This window comes from Micromonospora sp. LZ37, assembly GCF_059359015.1.
This window is the reverse complement of record NZ_JCADBL010000001.1, coordinates 466,760-484,762: the sequence shown is the minus strand read 5'-3', so window position 1 is coordinate 484,762 and position 18,003 is coordinate 466,760. Positions and strand designations below refer to the sequence as shown.

The window sequence follows — 18,003 nt, the reverse complement described above, 5'->3', positions numbered from 1 at the left end:
CGGGTCCGCGCCGTCGAGGCCGCGGACCCGGACGTCCGGTTCAGCGCAGGCGGTACGCCTGCATGATCCGCGTGGTCACCGTGTTGCCGTCGGTGTCCCGGGCGGTGGCCCGCAGGGACGCGTACCCCTGGCCGTGCGGGTGCACCAGCACGGCCACCCAGCCCTTGCCCGGAACGCGGACCGGGCCCGCCTTGCGCCAGGTCTTCCCGCCGTCGTACGAGACGTCGACGGTGAGCTTCGCCACCCGGGCGGCAGGCGCGCCGGGCTGCCGCTCCACCGCGACCGGGACGAGGAAGCTGCGACCGGCCGGTGCGCTGTTGTCGGCCCGCAGCGGCGGGGCGAAACGCACCGCCATCAGCGGCAACCGGGCCGGGGTGTCACCCCGGACGTGGGTTGAGCGGAAGGTCCAGGTCGACTCCACCTCGGTGCTCAGGTCGGTGAAGCTCCGGGTCGCCGACGCGGTCAGCTTGTAGTCCGCCGCGCCCGGGGGCACGGTGAACTGGCCGTAGCCGGCGTACTCGCTCTCGCCGACCAGCTTCCCGTCGCGCCACAGGGCGGTCCGCTCGGCGTCGGTGACCGACCCGCCCGGGTGCCCGGCGGCGTCGCTGAACATCGGCAACCCGACCTGGATCAGGTCACCGGTCCGGGTGACGCTCTCCTCCGGCCAGCGCGGGGCCGGGAACGACGGCGAGTACGGGGCCTGGTTCCAGTCCTCCTTCACGGTCCGTCCGGCCCGGTACGCCGTCGGGGTGGAGAAGAGCGCCACCTTCGCGTCCAGCCAGCCCTCCTCGTCCCGGGTCCCGAAGTCGATCTCGGATTCCCACTTCACCCCCTTGGTGTTGTAGTGCTCCACCCGCTGGCCGGGCACCTCGATCGGCAGGATGACCGCCGAAGCGCCGGTGTTGTACTCCAGCTCCGGGATGACGATCCGCTCGGCGACCATCCCCGGATAGCCACCCCGGAAGCGGTGCACCACCGTGGCCAGGTCGCCCTTGCGGTAGTGCCGGACGAAGCCGGTGGGCATCCGGCCCGGAATCGCCTCGCTCAGCGCGTACAGGTAGGGGCTGTTCGCCGCCTCCCGGTCGGCCCACTGGCTGCTGACTGTGGAGACGAACCGGTCGGCGGAGACCCGGCTGCCCAGCTGGGCGGTGGTCAGGCCGGCGAAGCTGGCGGCCCAGAGCCCGAAGCCGTAGATGCTGCCCTCGTCGGCGTAGAAGACCGCGCTGACGTCGATCAGCAGCGGCGCCGCGTCCCGCTTCGGGACCGTGGTCAGGACCGGCTTGCCCCGCCGGGCGTCCACAGTGAGCGTGAGGTCGCGGTCGACGGTCAGCTCGGGCTGGGCCAGCATGGTGAGCCCGCCGGCTTCGCCCTCGGGGGCGGGCTCGAAGATGAGCGAGCTCAGGCCGTAGCGCCCCTTGGGCAGCCGCACCTGGGCCACCCCGTCGGGGTCGTAGGCGTCCCGGACGTCGAAGCGGTCCAGCCCGACCAGGCTGGTGTGGTATTCCCCCGTCGTCTTGCCGGACCGGTCGCGGTGGGTCAGCGTCAGGGTGTAGCTCTCCACCTCCCGGTGCACGGCCAGCGGGGTGACCGCGACCGTCGCCCCGGAGCGGGCGACGACCCGGCCGGTCCAGTAGCCGTCGGCGCCGCCGAGCCGGGTGTCCGCGGTGACGGTGGTCGCGGCGGTGCCGCCCGACGGCACGGTGAGCCGGCTCGCGCCGATCTGGAACATGCCGGCCGGCGCCGGCCGCCCGCCGGGACCGGTGACCTCGACGCTCAGGTCGAGGGTGACCGGGGCGGGGCCGTCGTTGCGCCAGGTCACCGTGCGGGTGATCGGGGTGTCGTCGCCGTGCGGCCAGAGCGTGCGCCCGAACGAGACGCTCACCGGGTCGGTGGTGACCCGCTGGGTGACCGCGCGCGCCGCGTCGACCCGACCGGCTCCCTGCTGGTACGCGGTCTGCTCCGGGTGCGGCTTCGCGGCCGCCATCAGGGTCGACTTGAACTGGCCGGCCTTCCAGTCCGGGTGCTGCTGGGCCAGCAGCGCCGCCGAGCCGGCCACGTGCGGGGTGGCCATCGAGGTGCCGGAGAGCCGGAGGTACTTCTCCCCCACCGGCTCGCCGATGAAGCCGTCGGCGGCCCGGGCGGCGACGATGTCCACGCCGGGCGCGGTGATGTCGGGCTTGATCGCGTCGTCACCGACCCGGGGCCCGCGGCTGGAGAAGTCGGCGAGCTGGTCGTCCCGGTCCACCGCGCCGACGGCGAGCGCCGCGTCGGCGCTGGCCGGCGAGCCGACCGAGCCGTCGGAGCCGTCGTTGCCGGCGGCGGTGACGAAGAGCGTGCCGGTCTGCGCGGTCAGCGTCGCGATCGCCGCCTCCAGCGGGTCGACCTCCGGGAAGTCCCAGCCGCTGAGGCTCATGTTGACCACGGCGGCCCGCTTCTCCACGGCGGCCCAGTGCATGCCGGCCAGGATCGCCGAGTCGCTGCACCCCAGGTCCTCGCAGACCTTGCCGTCGAGCAGCGTGGCGTCCGGGGCCACGCCCTTGTACCTGCCGCCCGACGCGGCGCCGCTGCCGGCGATCGTCGAGGCGACGTGGGTGCCGTGCCCGACGGTGTCCCGGCCGTCGGGGACCTCGGTGAAGTTGCGCGCCTCGGCCACCTTGCCGGCCAGGTCGGGATGGGCCGCGTCGACGCCGGTGTCCAGCACCGCCACGGAGACACCCTTGCCGGTGAGGCCGGCCGACCAGGCGGCGGGCGCCCCGATCTGCGGGACGCTGTGGTCCAGGGTGACCCGACGGCGGCCGTCGAGCCAGATCCGCTCGACGCCCCCCGCCGCGCCGAGCCGGGTGCCGGCGGAGCCGGCGGTGACCGCCGCCCAGACGGCGTTGGTGCTGGACTTGCCGGCGGTCAGGGCCGCGCCGCGGATCGCCGGCAGGTCCCGGGTCACCCGGGTGCCGGGCAGCGCGGCCGCGCCGCGCCGGGCCTCGCCCGAGGCGTACGACACCAGCAGTGGCAGGTCGTCGCGGCGGGCGTCGTCGTAGCCGGCGGAGATCAGCTCGGTGACGTCGAAGAGCCGACGGTCCAGTTTGCCGGAGCGGATCAGCGGCAGGGCGTCCTGCGGCACGACGGTGAGGTGGCCGCGCTCCCGGCGCACCACGAAGCGCACGTCAGCACGGCCGGCGGCGGGCCGGACGGCGGCGTCGCCGGAGGCGGTGACGGTGACCCGGTCCCCGGTGAGCAGGGTGACACTGGCCGACGCCCCGGTCGCCGTCGACGGTGACCCGGCGGGCCGGGCCGCCCGGGCCGGATCGGCCGGGGCCGATGGTACGGCGGCCGATGCGGTGCCCGGGGCGCCGAGCGCCAGGCCGAACACCAGACCGAGCGCGACGGTCTTTCTTCTGGTTCGGTGCAACGGATCCTCCTCGTGAGGCGTCGTTATAGACGGGAGTCACATTGACGGAAACCAGAATTACATACCGGGTATGCAAAATGAAGTCCGGAATATGACGGTCCCGGCATCCGACGCCGGTTCGGTCAGGGATGATCGGCCGGTGACGTCCATGAGGGAACGCATGCTCGCCGGCGAGCCGTACATCGCCAACGAGCCCGAGATCATCGCCGACCTGGACCGGGCCGCCCAGCTGACCGAGCGCTTCAACACCAGCCCCGCCACCGACCCGCAGGGACGGTTGGCCGCGCTGCGCGAACTGCTCGGCTCGCTCGGCGAGGACACCTGGATCCGCCCACCGTTCCACTGCGACTACGGCTGGCAGACCCACATCGGCCCGCGCAGCTTCGTGAACTTCAACGCCGTCTTCCTCGACGTCGCCCGGATCACCGTCGGCGCGGACGTCCAGATCGGACCGAACGTGCAACTGCTCACCCCCACCCACCCCGTCGAGCCGGGACCTCGCCGGGACAAGTGGGAGGCGGCGAAGCCGATCACCATCGGCGACAACGTCTGGCTCGGCGGCGGCGTCATCGTGCTCGCCGGCGTCACCATCGGGGCGAACACCGTGGTCGGCGCGGGCGCCGTGGTGACCAAGGACCTGCCACCCAACGTCGTCGCGGTCGGCAACCCGGCCAAGCCCGTACGCACCCTCGAATAGGGTTTGAGCTGCGAAAACAGTAATTCCGACAGTGGGCGAGACCGCCATCGTCGGGCACCCTGGGTAGTGGAGGCGTCACCAGGGGGCCGGCATGGACGAACGGGTGCTCGAACTACGGGTGCACGGCGTCTCCAACACCCCACCCGACCAGCTCCTCGGCCTGCGCCCCGAACCGGGCGGCAACGGCCCGCAACCCCGGCTGGTCGCAGGGGACGCGGTCACCGGCTTCTACCGGTCCACCGCGGCCGACCCGGACGACGCGATCACGGTCGAGGCGTACAGCTGGGGACAGCTGACCTCCGGCGCGCGGACCGTACGCGACGTCGAACGTGCCCTGTGGACCCTGCTGCTGCCGTTCACCCTGGCCAACGTCGCGCTCTACGCGCGGCCCGGCATCCCGCCCGACCCCGACCAGGAGCGCTGGGGCAGCCGGTCCGGCATCACCGCGTGGCTGATCCGGCTCTTCTGCCTCAGCCTGACCGGCACCCTGGTCGTCACCGCCACCGGCATCGGGGGCGACCTCGTCGCCTGGCAGTGCGTCGACCGGGACTGCCTGCGCCACCTGCCGGGCCCGTGGGAGTTCCTCACCCACGCCTGGTGGCGGGAGGGCAGCCGCGCGCTCGCCGTCGGCCTGCTCCTCCCCCTCGCCATGCTCGCGGTGCTCGGCATCGTGGCCTGGCGCACCTACCAGTACGAGGCCGAGCTGCCCGCCGAACCCCACCCCCGGCCCCGCGACGGCGAGCCCGAACCGGAGCGGCGGGAGGCGGCCACCAGCCCGCTCCAGGACCCCACCTTCTGGGGCGGCGAGGGCCAGCTGCGGCGGGCCGCCGTCCTGCACCTGTGCACCGGAGCGGTGATCGCCGCGGCGGTGCCGCTCGGGGCGGCGCTCGCCATGGACCCACCGCGCGGCGTCCGCGCCGCCGTGGCCTGGCCGACCGTCACCGCCCTCGCCGCGGTCGTGGTGATCGCGGTGGTCGCGGTGGGCCACCCCTGGCTGAGCCGGCGCGGCGGGGCCACCCCGCTGGGCCGGTGGAGCGCGGCCGTCGGCCTGCTCACCGGGCTCGGACTGGCCGGCACCTTCACCCTTCTGCTGCTGCCCGACGGTCCGGCCGGCCGGCCCCTGGCCGAGTACCGGCCCCCCGCCGGGTGTGTCCGCGACCCGGGGATCGCCGGCTGCCTCACCGACCGGTCGCTGCCCGGGTACGACCCGGCCCTCGCCTGGCTCGCCACCTACCAGGTGCTGCTGCTCATCACCATCGGCGCGGTCGCCCGCTCCGGGCGTCGGGGGCTGCTCGCCCCGCTGACCGGCGCCGTCCTGCTGCCCCTCGGGGCGGTCTGGGTCGACGCCGCGCCGCCCTTCGCGCCACCCGCCCCGGCGGGGCTGCGGCTCTGGATGCTGGCCGTGCTGGCGATCGGGATCGCCGCGACCGGGTTGCTGCTCCCCCGTATCCGGCCGGAGACCGAGGAGCAGCCGCTCGGCGCGCACACCGACCTGGCCTGGGGTGGCCGCGGCGCCGCCCTGATCGCCGGATTCGGCTGGATGATGGCCATCTCCTACTGCGCCGGCCTGCTCTACTGGGTCACCGACCGGCTCGACAACGGGGGCACACCCAGCCGGTACTCCACGGTGGTGCCGCCCCTGGCCGTCTTCTGGGCCGGCCTGGCCTTCGCCGTCGCCGCACTCGCCCTCGCCGCCACCGGAGTACGCGCCGGCCTCCTCTTCCACCGGCTGCGCCGCCAGGAGTACATCGCCCAGATCACTCCCGGCACCGCTCTCTCCGCCCACGACCTGCGGCGCTGCCGCGAGGTCAGCACGTTCCGGGCGTTGCACCGGCTGGTCGGCGAGCACGCCGTCCGGCTGATCGGCTGCTTCGGCACCGTGTCGGCGGTGCTGGTGACCCTCTGCTGCGCCGCCGCCCTCTCCCGCAGCCGGCCCAGCCCGAGGAGCACGGGCGACTGGCGGGACGTGGTGCACACCGTCGCCGACGTCGGCGGCACCATGCTGGGCTGGTTGCCCGCGGTCGTCGCCGCCCTCGGCCTGCTGGTCTACCGCAACGACACCGTCCGGCGCTCGGCCGGCGTGATCTGGGACGTCGGCACCTTCTGGCCCCGCGCCGCGCACCCGCTCGCCCCACCGAGCTACGCCGAACGGGCGGTCCCCGAGCTGCAGACCCGCGTCGCCGGGCTGCTGTCGCTGGCCGGCGAGGACCTCCGCCGGGTGGACGGGGTGATCCTCTCCGGGCACAGCCAGGGAGCCGTCATCTGCGCCGCGATGCTGCTCCAACTGCCGTCCCGTTGGCGGCGCCGGATCTGGTTCTTCTCGTACGGCTGCCAGCTGACCCGGCTCTACGGGCGGATCTTCCCGGCGTACTTCGGGCCGGAGCGACTCCGGGCGTTCGCCACCGCCCTGGCCTGGCCCTCCGGCCCCGTCGCCTGGAGCAACTTCTGGCGGGACACCGACCCGCTCGGCTGGCCGGTCAGCGCCGGCGGACGGGACGTCCCGGTCGCCGACCCGGAGGCGCTGCACCCCAGCGGGGGCGAGGTCGCCGACCCGCCGATCCGCAACCACAGCGGCTACCCGGAGTCGCCGGAGTTCACCCGCGAGCGGGCGCTGGTGGCCCGGTTGCTGCGCCGGACCGCCCCGTCACCCCGGCAGCGGGTCGGATAGGCGGACCACCAGGTCGGCGCGGCCGGCGGAGCCCGCCACCACGGCGGCGTTGGCCTCGTCGCTGCCGTGCGCCCAGGCCACCGCCGCGTCCGGCGACCGGCCGTACGCCTCGTGCCGGGCCACCAGCCGGCGCAGCCGCAGCTGGGCGTCCAGGTCGAGGAACCAGGCCTCGTGCAGCAGCGACCGCACCTCGTCCCAGGGCGGGTCGGTGACCAGCAGGTAGTTGCCCTCGGTGACCACCAGCCGCACCGAGGGCGGCACCTCGATCGCGCCGGCGATCGGCTCCTCCAGGTCACGGCGGAACAGCGGCGCGTACACCGCGGTCGGCTCGAGCCGGCGCAGTCGGCGCAGCAGCGAGACGTACCCGTTGGCGTCGAAGGTGTCCACCGCGCCCTTGCGGTCGGCGCGGCCCAGCCGGACCAGCTCCGCCTGGGCCAGGTGGAAGCCGTCCATCGGCACCAGCCGGGCGGCCGGGCCGACCGCGGCGACGAGCCGTTCGGCCAGCGTGGACTTGCCCGCACCGGGTGGCCCGGTGATGCCGAGCAGTTGCCGGGGACCGGCGTCGGCCAGGGTCCTCGCCCGGGCCACCAGCTCGTCGAGCGAGACGCCAAGCACCTCGGGCATCAGCGCAGGACCGGCTCGCTGATGGCGAACCGGGCCCGCACCACGGCGTGCACGGTCTGCGGAGGCGGATCCAGCTCCAGCTCGGCCGGCTCACCCTTGGCGCGCCAGGCGGCGCCGCCGGCGGAGGCGATGCCGTACTCCTCGTTCGGGTCGGCCAGCTCCAGCAGGGCGGTGACCCGGGCGCCGAGCGCCTCGGCGTACTCCCGGGCCCGGTGCAGCGCGTCGGCGATCGCGGCGTGCCGGGCCTCCCGGTGGGCCGGGCTGTCCGGGCGCAGCGACCACTGCGGGCCGGCGACCTCCACCTGCTCCTGGTCGGCCAGGCGCAACATCAGCTCGGCGAGGGTGGTGAAGTCGGTGACCGTCACGATGGTGGTCACGCTGCCCCGGTAGCCGACCACCCGCTCGCTGGACCGGCTGGTCTCGGCACGTACCCACAGCTCGCCGGTCTCCCGGCGGTCGACCGGCGGCCGGTGCTCGTCGAGCAGCACCCGCACCGCGGCGGACCGCTCGGCGAGCCGGGTCAGGGTGGCCTCGCGGTCGCGTTCCCGGGCCCGCACGGTCACGTGGAAGCGGGCCAGCTCGGGCGGCACCTCCCGGTACGCCGCACCGCGCACCGCCACGACCGGTCCGTCCGTCACGCCCTCACCCTAGCGGCGGGGCCGCCGGGCCGCCCGCGCCCTCGGGCAACCGGCGGGCCGAGTACGTCACCCCGTCGGCGTCGACGCGGCACCCGTCCAGGTGCCCGCCGGCCGCACCCAACTCGAGCAGGAAGGCCAGCTCCTCGTCCCCGCCGGCCAGCGGGAAGCGACGGCGCAGCGACACCGTCGGGCGACCGGCCAGCGCGGCCCGGGCAGCCCGGCCCTCGGCGTGCCGGGCGGTGAGCGCCTCCCGGTCACCGGCGCGCAGGGCGGCGGCCAGCTCGTCCAGGACGGCGGTGACCGACCCCAGCGCGGCCAGCGTCTCCGCCCGGTTGGCCAGCAGCATGTTCGCCGTGCGCTCCGGCGGGCCGCCGGCGACCCGGGTGCCGTCGCGGAAGCTGCCGGCGGCCAGGCCCAGCACCGCGTCGCGCAGCGGCGACCGGTCGGCCGCCCCGGCCAGCGCCCCGGCGAGCAGGTGCGGGACGTGCGAGGCGAGCGCCACCACGGTGTCGTGCCGGTCGGCGGGCATCGGCACCACCCGGGCGGCGAAGACGTCGACGACCAGGGCGGTCAGCCACCGGAAGGCGGCCAGCGCCGGCCCGGGGGCGGGGCAGAGCACCCAGGCCGCCCCGGTGAGGAGGTCCGGCGCCGCCGCGGTGAGGCCCGCCCGGTCGGTGCCCGCCATCGGATGGCCGGGCACGAACCGGTCGGTCAGCCCACGCGCGGCGGCGAAGGCGGCGACCTCGCCCTTGGTGCTGCCGACGTCGGTCAGCACGCACCCGCCGCCGGTCGCCGCCGCCACCTCGACCAGCGTCTCCGGCAGGGTGGGCAGCGGTCCGCAGAGGAAGACCACGTCCCGGTCGGCCACCGCGTCGACCAGCCGGTCCAGGGCCGGTACGCCCGCTCGACGCGCCTGCTCCCGGGTGGCCTCGTCGGGATCCCAGCCGGCCACGTCGAGGCCGGCGGCGCGCAGCCGCAGCAGCACCGAGCCGCCGATCAGGCCGGTGCCCACCACCGCGGCCCGCACCGGCGCACCGACCCTGTCCACCATCGGCGCACCTCGCTGTTCCGGCTAGGGGGTGCGGGGCCCTCCGGCCCCCACCAGGTCCGGGCCGAGGATATCGGCCCGGCCGGTACGCCGGTCGGTCCTCGGCGGCCCGGGCGTCCTCGCGCCCGGCCGTGAACCGGTGCACCGGGTCGTCGCCGCTGATGTGGCACCAGGGCCAGGGGGTCACCTGGTCGCCGATGACCTCGAACTGGCCGGCGGCGGAGCGCAGGTCACCGGCGAGGTGACGACCTGGCAGATCGTAGAGGTGGACCGGGCGGACCGGAAGGGGGTTGTCCGGCGAAGATCCACGTCGTACGGTCCCCTCCGCCGCCCGTGAATCCGAGGCGGCCTCACAGCGGGGGAAGGAACCAAGATGTCCGCGACGTACCGGGCGCTCGCCTCGGTGGTCATGTTGATCGGCTTCTACGTCGTCGCGCTGTTGCAGCTCGCCGCCGTCGTCGCGCTCGGGGCCTGGCTGTACAGCCACACCAGCGGCGCCCTCACCGGCAAGCTGCTGCTGCCCCTGGTCATCGCGCTGGGAGCGGTGGCCGTCGGACTCTGGCGCGCGATCCGTACCAGGAACGAGCCGGCGCCCGGCCTGATCCTCTCCGAACGCGACGCGCCGGGACTGTGGAGCACCGTCCGGGAGCTGGCCGCCGCGGTGGGCACCCGCGCCCCGGACGAGATCCGGCTGGTGCCCGAGGTGAACGCGGCGGTCGGCGAGCAGAGCCGTCTGCTCGGCCTGATCGGCGGCCGGCGCACCCTCTACGTCGGACTGCCGCTGCTCCAGGCGATGCGGCTGGACCAGCTCCGCTCGGTGCTCGCCCACGAGCTCGGCCACTACTCCGGCAAGCACACCCGGCTCGGCGGGGTGGCGTACCGGGGCCGGCTGGCGATCGAGGAGACCGTCCAGCGGATCGGCCGGCACAACCCGATCGGCTGGGTCTTCCGGGGCTACTCGAAGCTCTACCTGATGGTGGACAACGCCGCGTCGCGTCGGCAGGAGCTGGAGGCCGACCGGTCCTCCGTGCTGCTGGCCGGGCACGAGGCCGCGACCTCGGCGCTGCGCACGCTGCCCGCGCTCGACGCCGCCTGGGGCTTCTACATGCGACGGTACGTGGAGCCGGGCTGGTCGGCCGGGCTGGCGCCGGACGACCTCTTCGGCGGCTTCGGCGAGCTGCTGCACGCCCGCCGGGACGAGATCGCCGAACTGCGGGAGCACGCCCCGGACGGGAAGCCGTCGCCGTGGGACACCCACCCGCCGATCGGCATCCGGGTCGCCGCGATGACGGCCCTGCCGGCGGGAGCGGTCGCACCGGACGACCGGCCGGCCGCGCTGCTGCTCGCCGACATCGCCACCGCCGGTCGGCAGCTCCAGGGTGCCGTGGTCGAGCACGGCAGCCGGCAGGTGCTGCCGTGGGCCCAGTTCACCGCCGCGGCGCTGGCCGCCTCGGTGCAGCAGCAGGCGGACGGCATCTACCGGGCGGCGGGCCGGTTCACCGGCGTGACCGGGCCCGGCCTGACGACGGTGCTGGACCTGGTGCGCTCGGGTCGGCTGGGCGAGTTCGCCGAGCAGTTCTTCGGCGACGCCACCCGCAAGGAGGCCGCGGTCCGGTTCGCCGGCCCGATGGAGACGCTGCTGGACAACGCGGCGATCCGCTCCGGCCGCGCGCACTGGCAGCTCTCCTGGTCCGGCCCGGCCCAGCTGGTCGGCGCGGACGGGGAGCCGTGGGACCTGGCCGAGGTCGCCAAGCTGGCCGTCGCGCCGCAGACCCTGGACGAGGCGCTGGCCCGCCTCGCCGCGCTGGGCATCGACCCGGGCGGCGCGACGGTGGTGGAGGACCGGGTCTCCGGGCGGGACGCCGACCTGATCGGCGCGCTGGCCAACATCAAGATCGAGGGCAAGGAGCACGACGTGCTCATCCTCGACCGGGGGCTGATCCTGATCGTCAACCCGGGCAAGGCGAGCCAGGGCGAGAAGCGGCTGCGCGCGCTGGTCGGCTCGGTGCCGATCGCGGAGCTGGCGACCCGGCACGCCTTCCTGCCGTACGAGGAGATCGTCTCGGTGGACGTGAAGCGGGAGGTGCCGCTGAAGGCGGAGCTGAGCCTGCACGACGGCCGGGTGGTCACCATGCAGGAGCTGATGGCCAGCGAACTGCTGGAGAAGCAGAGCCGGGACACCCTGCTGCGGGTCTTCCGCCGGATCAACGGCTGACGCCGTCCGGGCGGCCGGCCGGAGTGGGTCGGCCGCCCGGACCAGCGGTCAGGATCCGGCGAGGCGGGCCGCGACGGCGGCGACGTGCGCGTCGGACCCGGTCAGCGCCGCCCGGACGTGCCGCGCGCCACCGGGGCCGTAGAAGACCCCGGCGGCCACCAGGATGCCCCGGCGGGCCAGCCAGTCGACGGTGTCCCAGCAGTCTTCGCCCCGGGTCATCCAGAGGTAGAGACCGGCCTCGGAGTGTTCCACTGTGAAGCCCGCCCCGGTGAACGCGGCGAGCAGCGTCTCCCGCCGGGCCCGGTAGCGTTCGCGCTGCTCGTCGGCGTGCGCCTGGTCGCCCAGCGCGGCCACCATCGCCGCCTGCACCGGCGCCGGCACGATCATCCCGGCGTGCTTGCGGACCTTGAGCAGCTCGGCCACCAGGGCCGGGTCGCCGGCCACGAAGCCGGCCCGGTAACCGGCCAGGTTGGAGCGCTTGGAGAGCGAGTGCACCGCCAGCACCGAGTCGTACGACCCGCCGCAGACCTCGGGCGAGAGCACCGAGACCGGCTCGGCCTCGGCCGACCAGCCCAACGGCAGGTAGCACTCGTCGCTGGCCACCACCGCGCCCCGCTCCCGGGCCCAGTCCACCACCTTGCGCAGGTGGGCGGCGGGCAGCACCCGACCGGTCGGGTTGCCGGGCGAGTTGACCCAGACCAGGCGTACCCGGGAGGTCGGACCCACCGCGGTCAGCGAGTCGGCGCGGACGGTGGTGGCGCCGGCGAGCCGGGCCCCGTCCTCGTACGTCGGGTAGGCCACCGAGGGCACCACGACCACGTCGCCGGGGCCGACGCCGAGCAGGGTGGGCAACCAGGCGACCAGTTCCTTGGAGCCGATCGTGGGCAGCACCCCCAGCCCGTCGACGCCCGCGCCGCAGGCCCGGGCGACCCAGGCCGCGATGGCGTCACGCAGCGCCGGGGTGCCCGCGGTCAGCGGATAGCCGGGCGCGTCGGCCGCGTCCGCCAGCGCCTGCCGGATCACCGGGGGCACCGGGTCGACCGGGGTGCCCATCGAGAGGTTGATCAGACCGTCCGGATGCGCCGCGGCCAGGGCGGCCGCGGCGTCCAGCGTGTCCCAGGTGAACTCGGGCAGGCGCGACGAGACCGGCGCGGGCCGGTTCAGTGGCCCTCTCCGCGCGGCGGCTGGGCCGCGACGAACGTCGCGTCCTTCTCCACCTTGCCGATCTTCGACGCCCCACCCGGCGAGCCCAGGTCCTCGAAGAACTCGTAGTTGGCCCCGGTGTAGTTCTTCCACTGCTCCGGGACGTCGTCCTCGTAGAAGATGGCTTCGACCGGGCAGACCGGCTCACAGGCACCGCAGTCGACGCACTCGTCGGGGTGGATGTAGAGCATCCGATTGCCCTCGTAGATGCAGTCGACCGGGCACTCCTCGATGCATGCCTTGTCGAGCACATCCACGCACGGCTCGGCGATGATGTAGGTCACCGGTCTTCTCCTCCGCAAGACTCGTCGCGATCACCGCGACGCTAAGAGCCTAGTATCTCGCCGGGGAGGAGGTCGATCGTGCTCCGACAGCAGGACGTGGGACACCGGATCGTGGTCCGCCGCATTGTGGGGATTCGCGAGGGCCGGCCCCTCTTCACGGACGCCCTCGGCGAACTGGTCGAGCTGACCGAGACCCATCTCACTCTCGCCACCGCGCGCGGCCGGCTGCGGGTGCCGGTGGCGGAGGTGCACCGGGCCAAGCGGGTGCCGCCCACCCGGCGGCCCACCGCCGGCGCCGTGGTGGAGCTGGAACGCGCCTCCGACGAGGCGTGGCCCGCCCCGGTCCGGGGCCGGCTCGGTGACTGGTTGCTGCGCGCCGCCGCGGGCTGGTCGGGCCGGGCCAACTCGGCGCTGCCCGTGGGCGACCCCGACCGTCCCCTGCCCGCCGCGCTCGACGCGGTGGAACGCTGGTACGCCGACCACGGCCAGCAGGCGATGGTGAACACCCCGCTGCCGCTGGCCGCGCCGGTCGGCGCCGAACTGGACGCCCGGGGCTGGGGCGCCCGCCCGCCGGTGCTGGTGCAGACCGTGGCGTTGGCCGCGCTGCCGCCGGCGCCACCGGCCCCCGCCGACGCGCCGCCGGTGGAGCTGGCCGCCGCGCCGTCCGACGGCTGGCTGGCGATCGCCGCCGGCCGCAAGGGCGGCCTGCCGGACGCCGCCCGGCACGTGCTCACCGCCGTGGACCGGGTCCGCTTCGCCCACGTGTACGCCGACGGCCGGCTCGTCGCGATCGGCCGGGGCACGGTCACCGGGCAGGGCCGCTGGTTGGGGCTCAGCCTGATCGAGGTGGTGCCCGAGGCCCGGCGGCGCGGGCTGGCCAATCGGGTGGTCCGCGCCCTGGTCGACTGGGGTGTGGCGGAGGGGGCGACGCACGCCTTCCTCCAGGTGGAACAGCGCAACACCGCCGCGGTGACGCTCTACCAGGGAATCGGCTTCACCACCCACCACACCTACCTGACCCGCGTCGCCCCGGACTGAGGGGCGACCCGACGGGTCAGCGGCGGACGACGCGGGGCGGCCTGGCCGCCTTGCGCTCGGCGTACCGCTTGAGCTGCTGCGAACGGTGGTCCCGGCCGAGGGCGGTGAGCACCAGGTGGGCCAGGGCCACCCCGGCGCCGGCGGCGAGCAGGTAGAAGCCGAACTGGGCGAAGAAGAGACCGCCGTTGTCCGGGATCGGGCTCTCGCCCACCAGCAGCGGCCCCACCAGGATGGTGAGCAGCAGCGCCACCCCGATCGCCGCGCCGACGACGCCGCCCCACTCGGCGACCGGCTGGACCCGGCCCCGGACGAGGACCACCCCGGCGAGGATCGCCCCGATCACCAGGAACATGATGAGGGAGATCACGGACTGGGCGCTGTCGTTGCCGTCGAAGCCGAACCTGGTCGTCAACCGGGCCACCACGTTGACCGCGAACAGCGCTCCCGCGAGCACCCCGATCGCGCGCCGCCGCTGGCTCATCGCACGCCTCCCGCCGTACCGGCCGCCCCGTCGGCGGGCCTCCTGGCAGGAATATCTACCACCACCACCGGCGCCCCGTCATCACCCGTCACGGCGTCGCTGCGGCGGGCCCAGGATCTGCCGGAACGCCATCACCGCGAAGGTCATCGCCCCCGCGGTGATCATCCCCAGCCCGACCCAGTTGTCACCGGCGACGAGCAGGTCACCCTCGTCGGAGCGGACCGCCGCCACGGACATCAGCACGAACCAGGGCACCGCCGGCAGCGCCACGGCCCACTTGCGGCCGACCGTCGCGTACGCGAACCAGCTGAGCGCGATCGCGGCGGCGATGGTGACCGGCACCGACACCCCGACCAGCTGTCCCCCCACCCGGACGGTGGAGAAGAGCAGCCCGAGCAGGGCGGCGAGCACCCCGCCGAGCAGGGAGACCAGGCCGCCGGCCACCCGCAGGGCCGGGTCGAACAGCCGCGTGAACCGGCCGGGGGGCGGGGGCGGGGGGCTCTCCTCCTCGACGACCGGCATCGGCGGGGCGGGCAGGGTCACCGGAGGCCGGCCGCCGCGACGGGGGAGCGGTCCGCCCCGTCGGTGACGATCCCGGCGAAGAGGTCGTCCTCCCAGCCGTACGGGCCGCTGCCGGGCCCCTTCTCCCCCACCGCCAGGGTGAAGTACTCCACGCCCATGAACTCGGCGCCGAAGTTGCCGGCGATCGAGTAGAGCCAGGAGTTGTCCGGGATCTGGGTGGCGTGGGCCCGCATCGCCGCCTCCTTGGCGGCGTGCTGCTCGGTGGCGTCGAGCCGGGCGGCGATCTGCGGATCCGGGGTGCCGAAGGGCAGGTCCTCGACGCTGTCGATGCCGGCGAAGGGGTTGTCCGCCGACTCGGCGAAGTGCGTCATGCCCGCCTCGAGCACGCTGCTCGGCATCGCCGTCCAGTAGACCTTCGTCGGGGCCACGCCCTCGGCGGCGGCCAGCTCCACCGCCCGCATCGCCACCCGGTGGGCCTGGATGTGGTCGGGGTGGCCGTAGAAGCCGTTCGGGTCGTACGTGACGAGCACCTGCGGGCGTACCTCCCGCATGATCTCCATCAGGTGCCCGGCGGCCTCGTCGAGGTCGGCCTGCCAGAAGGCCCGGGGGTGCTGGTTGGTCGGCAGGCCCATCATCCCGGAGTCCCGGTAGCGGCCCGCGCCACCTAGGAACCGGTGGTCGGTGACACCGAGCGCGGCGCAGGCGGCGGCCAGCTCGCCGATCCGGTATCCGCCCAGCTGGTCGGCCTCGGCGGCGCAGAGCTGCGCCAGCTCCGGCACGTGGATCTCGCCCTCCTCGCCGAGGGTGCAGGTGACCAGCGTGACGTGGGCTCCGGTGGCGGCGTAGTGGGCCATCGTCGAGCCGGTGCCGATGGACTCGTCGTCGGGGTGCGCGTGGACCAGCAGGAGGCGGCGGTCGGGCAGCGTCGTCACGCCCGTCACTCTAACCGGCGGTCCCCGGCCGCCGGTCTCGACGCGTCCGCCCAGGTCGGCCACATCACGCCCGACGCCGCTCTACGATCCGGATTGTGGACTTTCCCGAGCTGGCCGCCCGCACCCGTCGGTTCAGCCACGGGGCCCCGCGCGCCGTCTCCGTGGCCGAGGACGGCTCCCGGGTGATCTTCCTCCGTTCCGGTGGACCGGAGGACCCGGCGGAGGCCCTCTGGTCGCTGGAGGTCGCCACCGGCGAGGAGCGGCTGGTGGCCGACCCGGCCGCGCTGCTCGGTGCCGAGGCCGACCCGGCGGCGCTCGCCCCGGGTGAGCGGGCGCTGCGCGAGCGGCAGCGGCTCAGCGCCGCCGGCATCGGCTCGTACGCCCTCGACGCGGCCGGTCGGGTGGCGGTGTTCCCGCTGGCCGGACGGCTGTTCCGGGCGGACCTGGTGCACGGTGACGTGGTCGAGGTGGCCACCGTCGGGCCGGTGATCGACCCGCGGCCCGACCCGACCGGGGAGCGGCTGGCGTACGTGACCGACGCCGCCGAGGGGGTACGCCGGGGCCAGCTGCGGGTGGTCGAGTCGGATGGCACCGACACCCTGCTGGCCGGCGAGGACTCCGGCGTGACGTGGGGGCTGGCCGAGCACGTGGCGGCCGAGGAGTTCCACCGGTTCCGCGGCTACTGGTGGGCGCCCGACGGCCGTTCGGTGCTGGCCGCCCGGGTCGACGAGTCCCGCCTGCCCCGCTGGCACCTGCACGACCCGGCCGACCCGGCGAGCCCGCCCACCTCGATCGCGTACCCGCTGGCCGGCGGCCCGAACGCGGAGGTCAGCCTGCACCTGCTCGACCTCGACGGCGGCTGGGTCGACGTGCACTGGGACCGGGAGACCTACCCCTACCTGGCGTCGGTCGGCTGGGCCGAGGGCGGGCCGCTGATCACCGTGCTGCGCCGCTCGCAGCAGCACGGCCTGGTGCTGGCGGTCGACCACCGCACCGGGGAGACCCAGGTGCACGCCGAACTGGCCGACCCGCGCTGGGTGGAGCCGATCCCGGGCACCCCGGCGCACCTGCCCGACGGGCGGGTGCTGGTCGGCGGCGAGCTGGCCCACGACGGGTACGACGCCCGCTGCCTCTTCGCCGACGGCACCCTGCTCACCCCGCCCTCGCTCTACGTACGCCGGGTGGTGGGGCGGCTGCCGGTCGGCAACGGCCCGGCCGACCTGCTGGTCGAGGCGAGCGAGGGCGAGCCGAGCCAGCGTCACCTGTACCGGGTGCGGACGGTGATCGGCGGCGGGGTGGAGGCCCGCCGGATGAGCAGCACCCCGGGCTGGCACACCGCCGCCGTCGGCGCGGACGTGCTGGTGGTGGGCACGGCGTCGCTGGACGACCCGGGGACCCGCTGGTCGGTCTGGCGCGGCGACCGCGAGGTGGCCCAACTCCGCTCGTTCGCCGCCAGCCCGCCGTACGCGCCGCGCCCGGTGCTGGTGCGGGTGACCGACCGGCGGCTGCCGACGGCGGTGCTCTACCCCGCCGACCACGTCAAGGGCACCCGGCTGCCGGTGCTGCTCGACATCTACGGCGGACCGGGGCACCAGGAGGTGGTGGCGGCCCGGTCGGCCTGGCTGGAGCGGCAGTGGTGGGCCGACTCCGGCTTCGCGGTGGTGACCATCGACAACCGGGGGACCCCCGGGGTGGCGCCCTCGTTCGAGAAGGCGATCCACCGGCGGATGGCCGACGTGATCCTGACCGACCAGGTGGACGCGCTCACCGCGCTGGCGGGCAAGCACCCGGACCTCGACCTCGACCGGGTGGCGGTGCGCGGCTGGTCGTTCGGGGGCTGGCTGGCCGGGCTGGCGGTGCTGCGCCACCCGGAGCTGTTCCGGTGCGGCATCGCCGGCGCCCCGGTCACCGACTGGCACCTGTACGACACCGCCTACACCGAGCGCTACCTGGGCCTGCCGGAGGACGGGATCGACGTCTACGGGCACCACTCGCTGGTGGAGCTGGCCGCCGAGCCGGTCCTCGCCACGGAGCAGGCCCGGCCGCTGCTGCTGGTGCACGGCATGGTCGACGACAACGTGGTGGCCGCGCACACGCTGCGGCTGTCGGCGGCGCTGCTGGCCACCGGCCGTCCGCACGCGGTGCTGCCGTTGACCGGCGCCACCCACCAGGCCGCCGACGGGCTGTCCGAGCGCCTGCTCCGGCTGGAGCTGGACTTCCTGCGCCGTCATCTCGGGTGAGCCGTCG

The 18,003-nt window shown here is 75.0% G+C and carries 13 protein-coding genes and 1 pseudogene; 5 read left to right on the top strand and 9 right to left on the bottom strand.

The annotated features are described in order from the left end of the window. Nucleotides 1–40 precede the first annotated feature (40 nt). Nucleotides 41–3,406 carry a S8 family serine peptidase gene (locus AC5L3Z_RS02300; RefSeq protein ID WP_494839087.1) on the bottom strand — a complete coding sequence of 1,122 codons (3,366 nt, stop codon included), beginning with the start codon at nt 3,404–3,406 and terminating at the stop codon, nt 41–43. Between the two features lie 139 nt (nt 3,407–3,545). Here AC5L3Z_RS02300 and AC5L3Z_RS02295 point away from each other — a divergent pair, with 139 nt between their 5' ends. Both AC5L3Z_RS02295 and AC5L3Z_RS02290 read left to right on the top strand, forming a co-directional pair. After that, entirely contained in the window at nt 3,546–4,103 is a 558-nt protein-coding gene (locus tag AC5L3Z_RS02295; protein ID WP_494839085.1) for a sugar O-acetyltransferase, read from the top strand. A gap of 91 nt (nt 4,104–4,194) precedes the next feature. Next, complete coding sequence (locus AC5L3Z_RS02290; RefSeq protein WP_494839084.1) at nt 4,195–6,771, top strand: hypothetical protein; 2,577 nt, start codon at nt 4,195–4,197, stop codon at nt 6,769–6,771. Here AC5L3Z_RS02290 and AC5L3Z_RS02285 read toward each other — a convergent pair. Genes AC5L3Z_RS02285 through AC5L3Z_RS02275 form a run of 3 tightly spaced genes read right to left on the bottom strand, consistent with a single transcriptional unit; the run spans nt 6,748 to nt 9,084 of the window. After that, nucleotides 6,748–7,395 (bottom strand): nucleoside/nucleotide kinase family protein, encoded by a 648-nt coding sequence (locus AC5L3Z_RS02285; RefSeq protein ID WP_494839083.1) that lies wholly within the window; start codon nt 7,393–7,395, stop codon nt 6,748–6,750. The two genes, AC5L3Z_RS02290 and AC5L3Z_RS02285, sit on opposite strands and share 24 nt — an antisense overlap. Beyond that, a complete protein-coding gene (locus AC5L3Z_RS02280) occupies nt 7,395–8,033 on the bottom strand; it encodes an SIMPL domain-containing protein (RefSeq protein WP_494839082.1) in 639 nt (212 codons plus the stop codon). Before AC5L3Z_RS02280 ends, AC5L3Z_RS02285 begins: the two co-directional genes overlap by 1 nt. Nucleotides 8,034–8,037: 4 nt before the next feature. Continuing rightward, the gene (locus AC5L3Z_RS02275; protein ID WP_494839081.1) at nt 8,038–9,084 is read right to left on the bottom strand and encodes a prephenate dehydrogenase; all 1,047 of its coding nucleotides are present in this window, start codon (nt 9,082–9,084) and stop codon (nt 8,038–8,040) included. 370 nt (nt 9,085–9,454) lie between these two features. On the opposite strand from AC5L3Z_RS02275, the gene AC5L3Z_RS02270 reads away from it, so the two are divergent. Further along, nucleotides 9,455–11,296, top strand: a complete 1,842-nt coding sequence (locus AC5L3Z_RS02270) for a M48 family metallopeptidase (RefSeq protein ID WP_494839080.1) — start codon at nt 9,455–9,457, stop codon at nt 11,294–11,296. 48 nt (nt 11,297–11,344) lie between these two features. Here AC5L3Z_RS02270 and dapC read toward each other — a convergent pair whose 3' ends face one another. Together dapC and fdxA are read right to left on the bottom strand one after the other, a co-directional pair. Continuing rightward, nucleotides 11,345–12,460 carry a succinyldiaminopimelate transaminase gene (dapC, locus tag AC5L3Z_RS02265; protein ID WP_494839583.1) on the bottom strand — a complete coding sequence of 372 codons (1,116 nt, stop codon included), beginning with the start codon at nt 12,458–12,460 and terminating at the stop codon, nt 11,345–11,347. Continuing rightward, a complete protein-coding gene (fdxA, locus tag AC5L3Z_RS02260; protein WP_250798677.1) occupies nt 12,457–12,783 on the bottom strand; it encodes a ferredoxin in 327 nt (108 codons plus the stop codon). Before fdxA ends, dapC begins: the two co-directional genes overlap by 4 nt. Before the next feature lie 78 nt (nt 12,784–12,861). Between fdxA and AC5L3Z_RS02255 the strand changes: the two genes are divergently transcribed. Beyond that, a complete protein-coding gene (locus tag AC5L3Z_RS02255; RefSeq protein WP_494839078.1) occupies nt 12,862–13,821 on the top strand; it encodes a GNAT family N-acetyltransferase in 960 nt (319 codons plus the stop codon). Nucleotides 13,822–13,837: 16 nt separating this feature from the next. Here AC5L3Z_RS02255 and AC5L3Z_RS02250 read toward each other — a convergent pair. The 3 genes and pseudogenes from AC5L3Z_RS02250 to mshB all read right to left on the bottom strand — a co-directional run. Then, nucleotides 13,838–14,305 (bottom strand): annotated as a pseudogene (locus AC5L3Z_RS02250) (hypothetical protein); the annotation flags it as partial. A 78-nt stretch (nt 14,306–14,383) separates the two neighbouring features. Continuing rightward, on the bottom strand, nt 14,384–14,824 hold the full coding sequence (locus AC5L3Z_RS02245; protein WP_494839581.1) for a hypothetical protein: 441 nt from the start codon (nt 14,822–14,824) through the stop codon (nt 14,384–14,386). A 17-nt stretch (nt 14,825–14,841) separates the two neighbouring features. Continuing rightward, on the bottom strand, nt 14,842–15,765 hold the full coding sequence (gene mshB, locus AC5L3Z_RS02240; protein ID WP_494839077.1) for an N-acetyl-1-D-myo-inositol-2-amino-2-deoxy-alpha-D-glucopyranoside deacetylase: 924 nt from the start codon (nt 15,763–15,765) through the stop codon (nt 14,842–14,844). An 86-nt stretch (nt 15,766–15,851) separates the two neighbouring features. On the opposite strand from mshB, the gene AC5L3Z_RS02235 reads away from it, so the two are divergent. Further along, a complete protein-coding gene (locus AC5L3Z_RS02235) occupies nt 15,852–17,996 on the top strand; it encodes a S9 family peptidase (protein WP_494839076.1) in 2,145 nt (714 codons plus the stop codon). Nucleotides 17,997–18,003 lie beyond the last annotated feature (7 nt).